Annotated in this window: 15 protein-coding genes and 1 pseudogene; 9 read left to right on the plus strand and 7 right to left on the minus strand. The window is 70.2% G+C overall.

Translation table 11 applies throughout. The features are described 5' to 3' along the window. Positions 1–158: 158 nt before the first annotated feature. Positions 159–632 carry a MarR family winged helix-turn-helix transcriptional regulator gene (locus tag B1L11_RS08485; RefSeq protein WP_079313975.1) on the minus strand — a complete coding sequence of 158 codons (474 nt, stop codon included), beginning with the start codon at positions 630–632 and terminating at the stop codon, positions 159–161. Positions 633–744: 112 nt separating this feature from the next. Between B1L11_RS08485 and B1L11_RS08490 the strand changes: the two genes are divergently transcribed. Both B1L11_RS08490 and B1L11_RS08495 read left to right on the plus strand, forming a co-directional pair. Beyond that, positions 745–1,851 (plus strand): epoxide hydrolase family protein, encoded by a 1,107-nt coding sequence (locus B1L11_RS08490; protein ID WP_079313976.1) that lies wholly within the window; start codon positions 745–747, stop codon positions 1,849–1,851. A 76-nt stretch (positions 1,852–1,927) separates the two neighbouring features. Then, positions 1,928–2,359 (plus strand): nuclear transport factor 2 family protein, encoded by a 432-nt coding sequence (locus B1L11_RS08495; protein WP_079313977.1) that lies wholly within the window; start codon positions 1,928–1,930, stop codon positions 2,357–2,359. 396 nt (positions 2,360–2,755) lie between these two features. Here the strand turns inward: B1L11_RS08495 and B1L11_RS47975 are convergent, their stop codons facing one another. Next, positions 2,756–3,430: an aldo/keto reductase gene (locus B1L11_RS47975; protein ID WP_218670974.1), complete on the minus strand. Its 675-nt coding sequence runs from the start codon at positions 3,428–3,430 to the stop codon at positions 2,756–2,758. A 10-nt stretch (positions 3,431–3,440) separates the two neighbouring features. Beyond that, positions 3,441–4,403 carry an alpha/beta hydrolase gene (locus B1L11_RS08505; protein WP_079313978.1) on the minus strand — a complete coding sequence of 321 codons (963 nt, stop codon included), beginning with the start codon at positions 4,401–4,403 and terminating at the stop codon, positions 3,441–3,443. A gap of 130 nt (positions 4,404–4,533) precedes the next feature. Between B1L11_RS08505 and B1L11_RS08510 the strand changes: the two genes are divergently transcribed. The 6 genes and pseudogenes from B1L11_RS08510 to B1L11_RS08525 all read left to right on the plus strand — a co-directional run bounded on the left by B1L11_RS08510 (position 4,534) and on the right by B1L11_RS08525 (position 8,358). Next, positions 4,534–5,187, plus strand: a complete 654-nt coding sequence (locus B1L11_RS08510) for a TetR/AcrR family transcriptional regulator (RefSeq protein ID WP_079313979.1) — start codon at positions 4,534–4,536, stop codon at positions 5,185–5,187. Between the two features lie 241 nt (positions 5,188–5,428). After that, entirely contained in the window at positions 5,429–6,478 is a 1,050-nt protein-coding gene (locus tag B1L11_RS08515; protein WP_079313980.1) for a PASTA domain-containing protein, read from the plus strand. Next, positions 6,475–7,074: a hypothetical protein gene (locus tag B1L11_RS08520; protein ID WP_079313981.1), complete on the plus strand. Its 600-nt coding sequence runs from the start codon at positions 6,475–6,477 to the stop codon at positions 7,072–7,074. The genes B1L11_RS08515 and B1L11_RS08520 overlap by 4 nt, the downstream gene beginning before the upstream one ends. A gap of 457 nt (positions 7,075–7,531) precedes the next feature. Further along, positions 7,532–7,663, plus strand: coding sequence for a hypothetical protein (locus B1L11_RS50100; protein ID WP_256862341.1), 132 nt, complete (start codon positions 7,532–7,534; stop codon positions 7,661–7,663). 229 nt (positions 7,664–7,892) lie between these two features. Next, a pseudogene (locus B1L11_RS54610) lies at positions 7,893–8,015 on the plus strand (hypothetical protein); the annotation flags it as partial. Further along, positions 8,011–8,358 carry a transposase gene (locus tag B1L11_RS08525; protein ID WP_218670976.1) on the plus strand — a complete coding sequence of 116 codons (348 nt, stop codon included), beginning with the start codon at positions 8,011–8,013 and terminating at the stop codon, positions 8,356–8,358. The pseudogene B1L11_RS54610 and the gene B1L11_RS08525, both read left to right, overlap by 5 nt. A 188-nt stretch (positions 8,359–8,546) precedes the next feature. On the opposite strand, the gene B1L11_RS08530 is transcribed toward B1L11_RS08525, so the two are convergent. Continuing rightward, the gene (locus tag B1L11_RS08530) at positions 8,547–9,092 is read right to left on the minus strand and encodes a hypothetical protein (RefSeq protein WP_143737122.1); all 546 of its coding nucleotides are present in this window, start codon (positions 9,090–9,092) and stop codon (positions 8,547–8,549) included. Positions 9,093–10,164: 1,072 nt separating this feature from the next. Continuing rightward, complete coding sequence (locus tag B1L11_RS46605; RefSeq protein ID WP_179155038.1) at positions 10,165–10,473, minus strand: hypothetical protein; 309 nt, start codon at positions 10,471–10,473, stop codon at positions 10,165–10,167. A gap of 78 nt (positions 10,474–10,551) precedes the next feature. Here B1L11_RS46605 and B1L11_RS46610 point away from each other — a divergent pair, with 78 nt between their 5' ends. After that, positions 10,552–10,929: a hypothetical protein gene (locus B1L11_RS46610; protein WP_179155039.1), complete on the plus strand. Its 378-nt coding sequence runs from the start codon at positions 10,552–10,554 to the stop codon at positions 10,927–10,929. A 40-nt stretch (positions 10,930–10,969) separates the two neighbouring features. Here B1L11_RS46610 and B1L11_RS08540 read toward each other — a convergent pair whose 3' ends face one another. Together B1L11_RS08540 and sigJ are read right to left on the minus strand one after the other, a co-directional pair. Continuing rightward, positions 10,970–12,178: an NAD(P)/FAD-dependent oxidoreductase gene (locus B1L11_RS08540; protein ID WP_079313983.1), complete on the minus strand. Its 1,209-nt coding sequence runs from the start codon at positions 12,176–12,178 to the stop codon at positions 10,970–10,972. Positions 12,179–12,260: 82 nt separating this feature from the next. Continuing rightward, positions 12,261–13,202 (minus strand): RNA polymerase sigma factor SigJ, encoded by a 942-nt coding sequence (gene sigJ / locus B1L11_RS08545; protein ID WP_079313984.1) that lies wholly within the window; start codon positions 13,200–13,202, stop codon positions 12,261–12,263. Positions 13,203–13,277: the final 75 nt, after the last annotated feature.

The raw sequence follows: 13,277 nt of genomic DNA on the forward strand, positions 1-13,277 counted from the left end.
CGTTCGACAGGTCATGCGCGGCGAAGGCGCTGCGAGCCCTTTCCCGGGACGATCTCGTCGATCGGCGAGGAGGAAACCGGGGCGCCCGCCATGCGGCGGTCGCCGTCATTCGACTCCTGTCAGGTGGGCCGGGGCCTTGGTCGCCAGCGCGTTTCCAGTCAGCGCCACGGCTCCTCGGGAGTGCCGGTTCGTCCGTTGTGGTGCGTCAACAGCTTGGACAGCAGCTCGGTCAACCGCTGTCGCTCCTCGGGCGACAGCGGAGCCAGCAGTTCGTCCTGACATTCGGCCAGCCGCTTCTCCAGTCGCCGCAGCTGCCGCTTGCCCGCCGAGGTCAGCGAGATGATGTTGCGCCGCCGGTCGGAGGGGTCCGGGGCGCGCTCGACCAGCCCGCGATCGGCGAGTTCGTTGACCGTCGCGACCATGTCGCTGAGATGGATGCCGCTGCGGCGGCCCAGCGCGGCCTGGCTGGCCGGGCCGTACTCCTCGAGTGTCGCCAGCAGACGGTAGTGGTAGCCGCGAGCACCGACGGACGAGAACCCGTCGCCCACCAGGCGGTGCGCGTGGTTGGCGGTCTGGCCGAGCAGCCAGCTGGGCAGGCCCTCCCATCGGGCGGGCGTCTCATCGGTCTCCATGCGAGAAGTCTAACGAATCGTTTGGCGCACTAATGATGTGCTATCGTTCGGCGAGCAAACGTTAGCCGCCCGAATGTTTGGTGACCAAATGATCCACCCTGGAGCCGAAACCATGATCAAGCCCTTCCGCATCGACATTCCCCAGGCCGACCTCGACGACCTGGCCGACCGGCTCGCCCGTACTCGCTGGCCCAACGAGGTCGCCGACGCCGGGTGGGACTACGGCTTCCCGCTGGCGCGGCTCAAGGAGCTCGCCGAACACTGGCGGACCGGGTACGACTGGCGCGAGCGCGAGGCCGAGCTCAACGAGCTTCCGCACTTCACCACGGAGATCGAGGGCCAGAACATCCACTTCGTCCACGTCCGGTCCGCCAAGCCGGACGCGCTCGCACTGATCCTCACCCACGGCTGGCCCGGCTCGTTCCTGGAGTTCCTCGACGTCATCGAGCCGCTCTCACGTGACTTCCATCTGGTGATCCCCTCCATCCCGGGGTACGGCTTCTCCGGGCCGACCCACGAGCGCGGCTGGGACATCGTCCGGGTGGCGCGGGCCTGGGCCGAGCTGATGCGCCGTCTCGGGTACGAGCGCTACGGTGCGCAGGGCGGCGACTTCGGCGCGGGCATCTCCCTGGCGCTCGGCGCGGTGGCACCCGAGCGGGTCGTCGGTGTGCACGTCAACTACCTCCCGACCCGGCCGGTCCCGGACGCCGGCATCGAGCTGTCCGAAACGGACGAGGCCCGGCTGGACAAGGTCCGGCAACTGATGGCGAACCGCCCGCCGTACCAGGCACTGCAGGCCCTCACCCCCCAGACCATCGGCTACGCGCTGACCGACTCACCGGTCGGCCAGCTGGTCTGGATCGCCGAGCGCTTCGCGCAGTGGACCGACCCCCGCTCGTACATCAGCGACGACCGGCTGCTCACCGACGTCTCGCTGTACTGGCTGACCGCCACCGCGGCATCCTCGGCACGGCTGCACCACGACACCCCGCGGGGGAGCGAGCCGTGCCCGGTACCGGTCGGCGTGGCGGTGTTCCCGCACGACATCACGCAGTCGGTGCGGCCGCTGGCCGAGCGACTGTACGACATCAGGCACTGGTCGGAGTTCGAGCGCGGCGGCCACTTCGCCGCGATGGAGGTGCCGGACCTGTTCGCCGAGGATGTCCGGGACTTCTTCCTCACCAGCCTCAAGCTCGACCACCAGGACGCCACCCGCTAGGTGCCAGTGGCCACTGAGAACTGGTCACGGATGGCCAGATCGGCTAGTGGCCAGCGCTAACTGTTTGGAGATCGTCATGACTGCTACTGAAACCCTGATCCGCGGCCTGGCTGACCGCGCCGAACTGGCCGATCTGGTCGCCCGTCACAGCCTGTGGGTCGACGAGGGCCGCTACGACGAGACCGACCGGCTCTTCACCGAGGACGTCGTCGTCAAGTCCCCCCGTGGGGAGGCTCACGGCATCAAGGAACTCATCGAGCTCGTGAGCGCGCACCGCGTGTACGCCCATACTTTGCACACCAAGTCCAACCTCGTCATCGAGGTCGACGGCGAGACCGCCACGGTGCGGGCCCACGACGTCGCCGTCTTCGTCATCGACGACAAGACGGAGGCTCTCGCGGCCGGGATCCTCCGCTACGGAGCGCGCCGCACCGAGACCGGCTGGCGCTTCTACCGCCTCGAGATCACCCCGATCGCCGTGACCGAAGCCCTTGACCGGGCCCTCTAGGGTGTGCGACTGACGGGGCCGGGTCACGCCTGGGTTGTCTCCTGCCTGGCCTGCCACGTCGCGTTCTTCCCGGAAGGGTGCCACAGGTGGGATTGGGCCCCGGCGGGTTCGTCCCTATGGAGACGTTCCAGCACGCGGTGACCGAGATCGGAACTCGCCTCCCCTCGGCGCCGCGACCATCGGCTCGGAACTCCGCGGCCCGCTGTTCGCCTGCCACATGGCTGGCAACGACAGTTCCTGTGCGCGGGGTGGCTGGCGGGGGAGGGGTGCCACCACCCGACGGTGATGTTCGGCGACCTCGACACCGTGCGGCCGGCCCCTGCCGGGTGGGCGTGACCCGGCACGGGCCCGGCGGGATTCCGGCGCGGTTCAGTTGTTGTCCGCCGGTTTGCCCGCCTAGTAGCTTCCCCCGATGGCTCGTACGGCGGCGTAGTAGGCCGACGCCTGGGTCAGGCACCACGACTGGCGGGGATCCGTGACCCAGGAGAAGGCCGCCCGGCACGCGGCGGACATCTCCAGGTAGAAGGTCCAGTCACAGTCGGCGCGCTTGCCCTTGAACGGGTAGCCGTGGGTGCCGCCCCAGTAACAGATGTCGTGGTTCTTGCATGCGCGTGGTCTGCTCCCGTCTCTGCCGACGTGGCTATGCGAGGTCGGCGAGGAGGTCGTCGAGGGCCTTGGTGAGGGCCTTGACGCTGGCCGGGTCCACCCAGGTGGTGCGGTCGGCGTCGTCGGGGCGATGCCGTGGACGGCGGCCCACGAGGCGAGCGTGGCGAGATACGCGTACGACCCGGCGGGCACCAGGCCTTCGGCGGTGCGCCGGACGCCCGTTCTGGTGGCTAACACGACGCGGTCGCGGTGCGGGGCGAGGGTCTGGCCGAGAAGTTCCTCGTTCGCGCCGCCGCCGTAGAAGTCGCCGGTATCGAAGAGGGTGACGCCAGAGCCGAGGGCCTCCAGCAGGGTGGCCGCGGCCTCGTGCGGATCGGCGGGGCCGTAGGTGCCGGTCATGCTTATGCAGCCGAGGCCGAGCCGGGAGACTTCGGGGCCGACGGGCCTGACAGTGGTGGTGTGCATCGTTCCTCCGTCACGCTTCCAGGGCCGCGCGCAGGAACTCGAGGATCTCCGCCTGGGCGATCTCGGCCTGCGGTTCCACGCCTGGCAGGGTGAGGAACGCGTGCCGAGCTCCTGGGTACTCGGTGAGTCGCACGGATGTGCCGGCCGCCCGCAGTCGCTCGGCGTAGCGGCGGCCGTGATCGGCGACCGCGTCCTGGGTCGGCACCACGAGAAGCGCGGGGGCGAGCCCGCTCAGGTCGTCCGCGTACAGCGGCGAGTATGCGCGGGCGTCGGTCCCCGGAGGGACGGCGAGCCGCTGCATCAACCGCAGCTGCGGCATGGCGCGGGTCGGGCTGTACGCGTACTCGGCCATCGAGGGGTAGTCGTACATCGTCTCGGTCACGTCGACTCCGGGATTGACCAGCACCTGCGCCTTGAGCCGCAGGCCGGCCTCGCGGGCCCGGATGGCCGTCAGGGCGCTGATCAGCGCGCCGAAGCTCTCGCCGAAGACGGCCGTGCGCGTCGGGTCGATGCCCCACTGCGCGGCATGCCGCAACACGTGCTGAAGCACGTCCCAGCCGTCGTCCGCGGCGTTCGAGAGCGGGCTGTCCGGGGCGACGAGGCGGTGCTCGACCGAGACGACGAGCGCGGGCAGCCGGGCGGCGAGGTGGCTGTTGGTCCAGTCGCACTGCACCGCCGTGCCCACGAAACCGCCTCCGTGCACATGGACCACGAGTGGCAGGTCGGTCCGGGGGACGGCCTCGCCGTCGCCCGCCGACACCGGCCGGTACACCCGGACCGGAAGGTCGCGGCCCGGTAGCGCGACGTCCTGCCACTCGATAGAGGCCCCGGGGTCCGGCTCGCCAAGGAACGCCCGCGCCGCGCTGGACGACCGCCAGCTGTTCTCCGCAGCGCGGTAGGCGATCAGTTCCTCGGTCGTTATCGCCGAGAAGTCCGGCTCCGGCGGCCGCTTCACAGCAGTGGTCTCGCTCATGTCTCCATCTCTCCTTCGCTCTGTTCCTTCTCCCAGCCAGGTCTCTCGCCCAGCAGTTGCCCTCATTATGCACGCGGTGCGTGCATCGGTGCGTGCATGGGCTAGCCTGGGCGCGGATGAGAGGGGCGAGATGGCAGGCCGAAGGCGTTGGTCTACAGAGGAGATCCTGGATACTGCGGCGGAGTTGCTGCGCACGAGCGACGCCGAGTCGTTCAGCGTGCGCAAGCTCGCCGCGGCGCTCGGGACCGACTCCTCCAGCCTCTACCGGCACTTCCGCAACAAGACCGAGTTGCTGCGCGCGGTCGCCGACCGGATCCTGGTGGCCGCGATGGACGGCTACAGCCCCGAGAGCGACTGGAAGCAGCGCATCACCGCAACAGCCCTGCGCCTGCGAGAGGCCTTCGGGCAGCACCCCCAGCTCGCCGTGATCTGGGGACGCTATGGGTCCGGCGGCACCGGTTCCCGGCTGGTGATGGAGGAGGTGCTACAGGCTTTGTGGGCCTCGGGCCTGCCCGATGAGGAGATTCCGCCCCGCTACCACCGGATCGTGATCCTCCTCGCCGCGCTGATCGCCTCCGAGGCCGGCATAGGCACCCTCACCCCCGGCGAATACGAACAGGGCATGGAGCAGTTCCGTGTCGCGGTCCTCGGCGCCGACCCCGACCGCTTCCCTGCCCTGGCCCACTTCGCCCGCGAGATCCGCCCCCTCGGGGCCGACCGCCGCGTCGCATTCGACGAGATCCTCGCCGCCCACCTCGCCCAGATCGAGGCCGCAATTCCCTGACGCGCGCTCTCGGCCGCTGAGAGGCTCTGCCTCTCCCTCTAAATGCGCCTTGACCTACATGGATCGCATTCAAGCGCACCCCCGGTCCGCTCATCGGACCAGGGAATTGCGCTCGCGCATATGAGTAGGGGGATACTTAGGCGAGCTGACCGCGATTCTTCGCAACGTTTCTTCGAGAAGCCCGTCATTCGGGAAGCCCGCCCCCGTTCCCTTCGGACAACCCCGACTCGTTCCGGAGACGATGATGCCGGTACGCCTGATCGTGGCTCTCGCCATGGCCGCCGCCGCGTTCTGGGCCACGCCGGCGCAGGCCACGAGCTGCCCACCCCCGCCCAACGTGAACGGTCAGACGTACGAGCAGGCGTACGAGACGCTCCACGACCATTTCGGCTATGGGGTCGTGACCGTGCCCGATCCCGTTCCTCCCGGGACGAGTTTCGTGAGCAGCGCGGAGACGGTGTCGTGCATCGAATTCAAAATCAGTGGGGTCCGAATTTACCTGGAAGGGCAGGTGCCCGACCTGACCGGGATGACGCTGACCGCGGCCACCGCCGAAGCGGAGAAGGCCGGGTTCGGCGTGACCACCCGGCAGCCGGAGGCCACCGGCGAGTGGAAGGTCGCCCAGCAGACTCCCGCGCCCGGCGGGCGGCTCGCCTACGGGCAGGCCGTCAGCCTGCTCCTCGACGGCTCGACCGAGGTGCCGTACCTCATCGGCCGTACGGTCGACGAGGCGCGGCAGATGGCGGCGGACCGGGGGCTGACGCTCAGAGGAGTGGACGATGCGCGCGACAACCAGATCGTCGAGGACCAGAACCCTCCCGGCGGAGACGAGCTGACCATCGGCGATGCCATCGACGTCGTCCTGAGCGAAGTGTCCCCCGTGAGCCCACCGGTAAGCCCACCTGTGAGTCCACCGGCGAGCCCGGACGACAGTCCCTCACCGAGTCCACCGGAGTCGCCGCGGTCGGAGGAGTCGCCCGAGGCGAGCCCTGAGGCGGTGCCGACGGTCGCGCTCTCCGGCGAGGAGACGGGCTCTGACTTCGGTGTGCCGCCGGGGCTCGCCGTCGTCGTGGTCGCCGCCGCGCTCCTCGGCCTCGCCGGATGGAAGGCCCGGGGCGGCAGGCGCGCGCCTGACCGGGACCACGACCGCCGCCGGGAGGTGCGTCTCGTCTCCCGCGCCGACCCGTCCCCGAACGTGCGGATCCACGAGAGCCGCGACTCCCGCCCGGCCGTACGTCTTCACGTTGTCCCGGACCCGGGCCGGCAAGAGATCCGGGAAGGCCTGTCATGAACCTGACCATCAACCCGAATCCGGGCACGGCCGCCCTCGCGCTCTATGACAGCGCGCGCGGCGCGGTGGCGGCGGCGGCAAGCGTCGTCCGCGACCCCCAGGTGATGAGCACGATCTGCCGCGACGCCCCGGGCCTCGCCGGGCAACTCGTCGCTCAGCTGCCCGAGGCCGGCGCCGGCCTGCTCCACGGGATCACTCTCGGGACGGTCCTGGCGGCCGGATGGCAGAAGTCCCGCGAGCTGCGGGCCGCCGCGGTGCGCAGTCACGAGGAGGGCTTCCGTGGGAAGACCAACCAGGCCCGTCTGGCCGCGCACTCGATCACCTCGGAGCACCGCCCGTACGTCGAGGTCTACGCCGACGAGCGCAAAGTGCTCACGATCACGATCTCCGTCGACCTGACGTTCACGATCGGGCTGCTGTACGCGGGAATCCGCGACGGGCGGCTGGTGACCCTCCATCCCGGCGGGGACTGCGAGGTCGCCGTGAGCTGGGGAATGGAGGGATTCAAGATCGGCGAGAGGAAGATGCCGATTCGCATACCGGCCGTCGCCGTTCCCCTCGGCGCCGGAATCCTGCTGGCCCGGCCACCCTTCTGACCGCGTCTCCGAGCGGTTCAGCCCAGCGTGGCGCGGACGACGGCGCCGGCGCCGGCCGTACGGGCGGCCTCCATGACGGCGGTCAGGTCGTCGTCGGCGGTTGTCGACTCGTCTTTGCCGATCATGCGGATGCCTCCGCGGTGGTGGGGCGCCGAGCGGCGGACACGCGCGCGAGCTTGTGGGGGCCGACGTTGCTGCGCCGGTCGGGAGGCGTGGTGCCCGTGACGATGCGGCTCATGTCGTCTTCTCCTGGTCGTCGGTTATCCGTCTGCGGCATCGGCGGTGCCAGGGGTGGGGTCGTCGGCGCCGGGTGAGTTCGGCCAGCATGTCCTGCACGCCGTCCTTGTACGCGCGCTCGGCGGCCTCGGCTTGTTGAGCGCACAGTTGTTGAGACTACTAACGCCAAGTTTTGTCACTGAGAGGCTCTGCCGCTCCCTCTAAATGCAGCTTGACCTGCATGGATCTCTCCTGGTCTACGACCCGTACGACGCCGCTACCAGCTCACGTCGAGGCGGCGGCGTCCCCCCGCCGCGGTTCGCCACGGGCCCTCGCCCCCGCCCTCGAACTGGAACAACTCGCCCTGATCTAAAAGGACCTTCGATGGTTACGTGCTTCCACTGCCGCGAACCGCTCGACTAAGGGCCTGTATCAAAGTCCGCTGTGGCGGCCCCGCCGCTCTGAAGCTTGTGTGCGCGTGGGAGATCGACAACGAACGAGGTCTCCGGTAAGAGGGTTGATCGACCAAGAACAACCTGAATACCGGAGACCTCGTTGGCCACCTTAGCGGTGGCGCGGCGGTTCGACTTGACCGATGCGCAGTGGGCGGTGCTGGAAGCGCTGCTACTGCGCCGAAACGCGCAGGGCGGCCGTCGTCGTTCAGCAAGCGGCAGTTGATCGACGGGATTCGCTGGCGGGTGCGCGTGGGAGCGCCCTGGCGTGACGTGCCCGCCTGTTACGGATCCTGGCCGGCGGTGTACGCCCTGTTCCGCCGCTATCAGGGCCGACAAGGCCTACACCTCCACGGCCAACCGCGCCTATCTGCGGCAGCGCGGGATCAAGGCCACCATCCCCAGCAAGGCCGATCAGGATGCCAACCGCCGCGCCAAGGGATCCAAGGGCGGGCGGCCGCCTGCCTTTGACCCTGAGATCTATACCCAGCGGCACGCGGTGGAGTGCGGCATCAACCGGCTCAAACGCCACCGCGCTGTCGCCACCAGGTACGACAAACTCGCCGTCCGCTACGAAGCCACGATCCTCATCGCCGCGATCAACGAATGGCTCTGATCGACTTCGATACAGGCCCTAGTGCGGGCGCGCTCTACTACAGGGCAATCCCAACCACGCTGTCAACGAGATCGTCGCCGCCGACGGCCTGGGCTCCGGCCTCCACCGCCCGGCTCCGCTCGCGAGCTGTGGGTGGGAGGAGGAAGCCCTTTCATGATCCGCGAGGCCGCACACTTCCGGACGGGGGCTCACTCCACCCACTCGTTGCCCGAATAGAGGGTGCCGCCCTTCCAGATATAGCTGGCGGCGAAGGGGTCCCAGACGGAGACCTGTGCTCGCACCTGTGCCCGGTACCAGCCAGGCCCACCACACAATGTGCTCCCATATGGCGTCGTCACGCCGAGTTCGTAGCTGTAATTCACGCTGGGCCCGGTGGGGCCCCAGGCGTCCGAGCCCGTCGTTCCATACACCCAGGCACCTCCCCCTACACACCACTGCCACACGGTTCCAGTCCACCTCTGGACCTGCAGGTTGATCTTGGCGTTCATGACCTTCGGGGTGACGCAGTCCGCCTCGAGTGCGTAGGCCGTCCCCCACGCCTGGTTCGCGGACCAGACGCCCGGCGTAACGTGGTCGATGCCTGCCGTGGCCTGGACGCAGTAGGAGGATCCCTGCGCCACTGTGACGTAGGTCCTTTGCGTGTACGCCTGGGCGGGTTGCGGCTGCGCGGTCATCAGCAGCAGCGCGAGGACGGTGGATAACGGGCCGAGGAGCAGGGTGCTTCGTCGCGACATGGCGCCCTCCTTGGGATCGAACACTGAGTCCACGTATCGCGTCGGCGACACGAACGTCAGGACCCGCGCGCAGTGGACCGATGGTGCGCAGGAGCATCGCTGCATTACCGGCGGGCCGATGCGGGAGGACACCCCTCCCCCTAAGTTGATCAGCGGCCGAGCAACTGTCAACCCGCTTTCACGCGGTTCGCCGGCCCCGCACACCCTGCCAGTGACAAAAACTGGCGCCTCCACTGCCAAACTCGCCGCTCCCAGTGACACAACCTGGCGTCTCCGCTGGTCAAGGGCTCATCGTGAAGCGTGTCATCGGTCGGGCAGGCCAGGCCTCGGGGGAGCTACCCCTGCGGATTCCCGGCAGCTTCACATCCTGGCAGCGGGTCCCCAGCGCTATGCCGTCGCACAGAGGCACCGAAACGATCACCTGCGTCAGCGCACGTCCAGGGCTCCGGAGTCCCGTTCAGGGCCAGTGACAAAACGTGGCGCTCAACAGATACCTCTGGACGCAGTAGGAGGATCGGCGCCCGGTCGATAGCTTGCGAGAATTACCCATCTCCCAAGTGATCTGAGCGGCATAGCCGCGCAACGGATGAATATTTTCTGTTTTCTATTTCCAGAAATTCAGAAATTCAGTACGCTGGGCCGCCGTGACGAGCTCTGTGACCATCACCGCGTGCAAGCACTGCGGCGCGCCCATCGAGCAGCCGATCCGGCGGGGCAGGCCGCGGGAGTACTGCCCGGACGGCGACTGCCAGGCGGCGGCCAAGAGGGAGCGGGAGCTCCGCCGCGCGACACCGGGCCTGGAGGGCGCGCTGGCGCGCGTGGAAGACCTGTACGAACGCATGGAGAAAGGCCTGGCGGCGGCGATCGAGCCGCTGGCGCAGGTGCTCGCCCAGGAGCTGAGCCCGGCGGGGGTCGAGGCGAAGCTGAGCGCCATCCAGGCCGAGGCGCACACGAGCGTCGCCATCGCCCGCGCCGAGCGCGAGCAGGCTCTGGAGCAGGTACGGCTCGCCCGCGAGGCCGCCGAGGAGGCACGCAGGGAGGCCGAGGAGGCCCGCCGCCGGACGGAGGAGGCCTACGCCGAGCGGGACACCGCCTTCGCCGACGCGGAAACCGCCCGCGAGCAGGCCCTGGCAGCGTTGCGGGAGGCGGCGAGCACCGAACGCCGGGCCAGGCAGGAGACCGACCAGGCCGTCCGCCGGGCCGAGGTCGCCGAGGCCGCCCGCGAGCAGGCCGTACGCGAGCTGGCCGACCGAGTGGACGGGCCGCGGCCGAGGTCCGCCTGGCCCGGGAGCAGGCCGAGCAGGCCGTCCAGGAACGAGACGAGGCGCAGGCCGACGCGCGGGCCGCGCGGGCGGAGGCGGAGCTGGCCCGCCGGGCGCATCGTGAGGCCGAGCAGTCGAGCGCCGCCGCGCTGGCCCGCGCCCAGGCGGCCGAGCCGAACGCGACCGCGCGGTCGCGCGTGCGGAGGCCGAACGCGACCGGGCCGTGGCGCAGGCCCACGACGAGCGCGACCGGGTGCTGGCCAGAGCCGAGGCGGCGGAGGCGGCCCGCGAGCAGGCCGTCGCGGAGCGCCCGGCTGCGCGCGGAGGCGGCGCAGGCCGAAGCGCGCGCCGGGGCCGCTGACGCGGAAGCCGCCCGGGCGGAGCAGGACGCCCGGACCGCCACCGCCGAGCGGGAGCGGATCCAGGCGGAGCTGTCCCTGGAACGGGCCCGGCTGGCCGACCTGCGCGCGCAGCTCGACGTGGCCCGGGCCGAGGCGGCCCAACTGCGCGAACGCGCGGTCGCCGCCGAGCTGCGGCTGCGTCAGGAGTCTCCCGAGCCCCCGCACGGGCCGTGACGACGACGCTCCGTCATCTCCTCCGGCCGCCTGGTGCGTCCTACGCAGGCTCCTTCACGGCAGATCCCGGCGTGACGCGGCGGCGCCGGGTCGGCAGCCCGAGCGTCGGGTTGGCGACGCCCCAGGCGGCGCTCTTGCAGATCAACTCCTTGTAGACGGCGGCCAGCCGGCCGGTCAGGACGGCCCGCACGGCGCGGTCGTCGGCGGTGACGTACTGGATCAGGCCCTCGTTGCGGCCGAGTGAGATGCACTGGTTGAAGTAGCGGATCGGCGCGTTGGGGAGCTTCCCGCCCGTCAGGCGCGCCGCGATCGCGTCGGCTGCCTGCCACGCGGCCGGGGTGCCCGAGGCGCACGACATGCGCAGCGGCTTGTTCCCCGGGCCCATCGCCATGGCCGCGTCGCCGATGGCGTACACGTCGGGGTGCGAGACCGAGCGCATGGTCCCGTCGACCACGATCTGGCCGGCGCCGTTGACCTCCAGAGCGGTCGCCTTCGCGATCGGGTGGACCGCGAAGCCGGTGGTCCACACGGTGACCGCGGCGGGGATGGCCGTGCCGCCGGCGGTGACGACGCGGTCGGCTTCGACGCCGGTGACGGTGGTGTGCTCGTGCACGGTGATCCCGAGCCTGCCGAAGACCTTCCGCAGGTGCTCGCGGCCCTTGGGCGACAGCCAGTCGCCGAGGCCGCCGCCGGAGGCGAGGGCGACGTCGAGGTCCGGGCGGGCCTCTGCGATCTCGGTCGCGGCCTCCAGGCCGGTGAGGCCACCGCCGACGACGACCACGGTCTGCCCGGCGCCGAGGCGGGCCAGGCGCTCGCGCAGCCGCAGTGCTCCGGGCCGGCTGGCGATCTCATAGGCGTGCTCTGCGGCCCCGGGGACGGCCTGGTCGTTCCAGCCGCTGCCGAGGGCGTAGACGAGCGTGTCGTAGGGGAGTTCTTCGGCGCCGGACTCGGGTGTGATCACGCCGGCGCCGTTCGCGTCGACGACGGTGACGGTCTTGCGGTCGACGTCGACGCCGGTGACCTTCGCGAGCCTCAGCTCGACACCGGTGCCCGCGAACATCTCGCTGAACGGCCGGGGCTTGAGGTCCTGGCCGGTCGCCAGCTGGTGCATGCGGACGCGTTCGACGAAGTCGGGCTCGGCGTTGACGAGGGTGATGGCCACGTCCTCGCGGTGGAGCCGCTTGGCCAGGCGCCCGGCGGCGATGGCTCCGGTGTATCCGGCTCCGAGGACGATGATGCGGTGCTGCATGCCCCTTGCTCCTGTCTTGCGCGATGTGCCACTTGAACCGGGCAGCACGCGGTTTCCTGACAGGAACGAGATGTGAAGCGCCTCACACGGAGAACAGGGGCTCTCCGTGGTCGGCGGCCGCCCACCGCGCGGTCGCGCGTTCGAGCTTGTCGGGGTTGACCTGGCTGCGGAACGCGGCGATGCCCTCGGCGGTGACCTCCAGGCACATGACGCCGACGACCTGGCCGTCCACGACGGCCACGACGGCGGGGTCGCCGTTGGCGGTCCAGAGGTATACCTCGGCCGTGCCACCGACCAAGGCGCGCTTGGCCTCGGCGGGTATGAACAGGCCCCGCAGGAACTTCGCGACCGCGACGGCGCCCTCGAACGCCTTGGCACGGGCCGGGACCTTCCCGCCGCCGTCGCCGATCGCGATGGCGTCCTCGGTGAGCAGGCGCACGAGCGGCTCGATCCGGCCGGTGGTGGCGGCCGCCAGGAACTCCTCGACGATGCGCCGGGTGGCGGCCTCGCCGATCTCGGTGCGGGCCTTGCCGTCCGCGATGTGCTTCTTGGCACGGTGGAAGATCTGCTGGCTGGCGGCCTCGGTGATGTCGAGGATCTCGGCGATCTCCCGATGCGGGTAGTCGAAGGCCTCCCGCAGCACGTACACCGCCCGTTCACTGGGGGACAGGCGCTCCATGAGGGTGAGGACCGCGTACGAGACCGATTCGCGCTGCTCGGCGGTGTCGGCCGGGCCGAGCATCGGGTCCCCGGCGAGCAGCGGCTCGGGAAGCCACCGGCCCACATAGGTCTCGCGGCGCGCCCGCGCGGAGGTGAGCTGGTTGAGGCACAGGTTGGTGAGGACCTTCGTCAGCCAGGCCTCGGGAACCTCGATGTGATCGACGCCGGCGGCCTGCCAGCGCAGGAAGGTCTCCTGCACGGCGTCCTCGGCCTCCCCGGCGGAGCCGAGAAGGCGGTAGGCGATGGCTTCCAGGCGCGGCCTGGAGGCCTCGAACCGGTCGACGTACTCCGCGGTCAGGGGCATGACCCCGATCCTAGGACGCCAGGCCCGCACCGGCCGCCGCCGCATCCGTGCGGCCGTTCGCCGTACGCGTCGTGA

It is taken from the genome of Microbispora sp. GKU 823, assembly GCF_002027145.1.
Lineage (GTDB): Bacteria > Actinomycetota > Actinomycetes > Streptosporangiales > Streptosporangiaceae > Microbispora > Microbispora siamensis.

What these genes read in the sequence shown, in the direction of transcription:
- B1L11_RS08495 (WP_079313977.1), top strand. Translation starts at nt 1,928, where the DNA reads ATGACTGCTACTGAAACCCTGATCCGCGGCCTGGCTGACCGCGCCGAA.
- B1L11_RS08505 (WP_079313978.1), bottom strand. Translation starts at nt 4,403, where the DNA reads ATGAGCGAGACCACTGCTGTGAAGCGGCCGCCGGAGCCGGACTTCTCG.
- B1L11_RS08510 (WP_079313979.1), top strand. Translation starts at nt 4,534, where the DNA reads ATGGCAGGCCGAAGGCGTTGGTCTACAGAGGAGATCCTGGATACTGCG.
- B1L11_RS08515 (WP_079313980.1), top strand. Translation starts at nt 5,429, where the DNA reads ATGATGCCGGTACGCCTGATCGTGGCTCTCGCCATGGCCGCCGCCGCG.
- B1L11_RS08490 (WP_079313976.1), top strand. Translation starts at nt 745, where the DNA reads ATGATCAAGCCCTTCCGCATCGACATTCCCCAGGCCGACCTCGACGAC.
- B1L11_RS47975 (WP_218670974.1), bottom strand. Translation starts at nt 3,430, where the DNA reads ATGCACACCACCACTGTCAGGCCCGTCGGCCCCGAAGTCTCCCGGCTC.
- B1L11_RS08540 (WP_079313983.1), bottom strand. Translation starts at nt 12,178, where the DNA reads ATGCAGCACCGCATCATCGTCCTCGGAGCCGGATACACCGGAGCCATC.
- B1L11_RS08520 (WP_079313981.1), top strand. Translation starts at nt 6,475, where the DNA reads ATGAACCTGACCATCAACCCGAATCCGGGCACGGCCGCCCTCGCGCTC.
- B1L11_RS08485 (WP_079313975.1), bottom strand. Translation starts at nt 632, where the DNA reads ATGGAGACCGATGAGACGCCCGCCCGATGGGAGGGCCTGCCCAGCTGG.
- B1L11_RS08530 (WP_143737122.1), bottom strand. Translation starts at nt 9,092, where the DNA reads ATGTCGCGACGAAGCACCCTGCTCCTCGGCCCGTTATCCACCGTCCTC.
- B1L11_RS46605 (WP_179155038.1), bottom strand. Translation starts at nt 10,473, where the DNA reads ATGCGCCCGGCGGGCCAGCTCCGCCTCCGCCCGCGCGGCCCGCGCGTC.
- sigJ (WP_079313984.1), bottom strand. Translation starts at nt 13,202, where the DNA reads ATGCCCCTGACCGCGGAGTACGTCGACCGGTTCGAGGCCTCCAGGCCG.
- B1L11_RS50100 (WP_256862341.1), top strand. Translation starts at nt 7,532, where the DNA reads ATGGATCTCTCCTGGTCTACGACCCGTACGACGCCGCTACCAGCTCAC.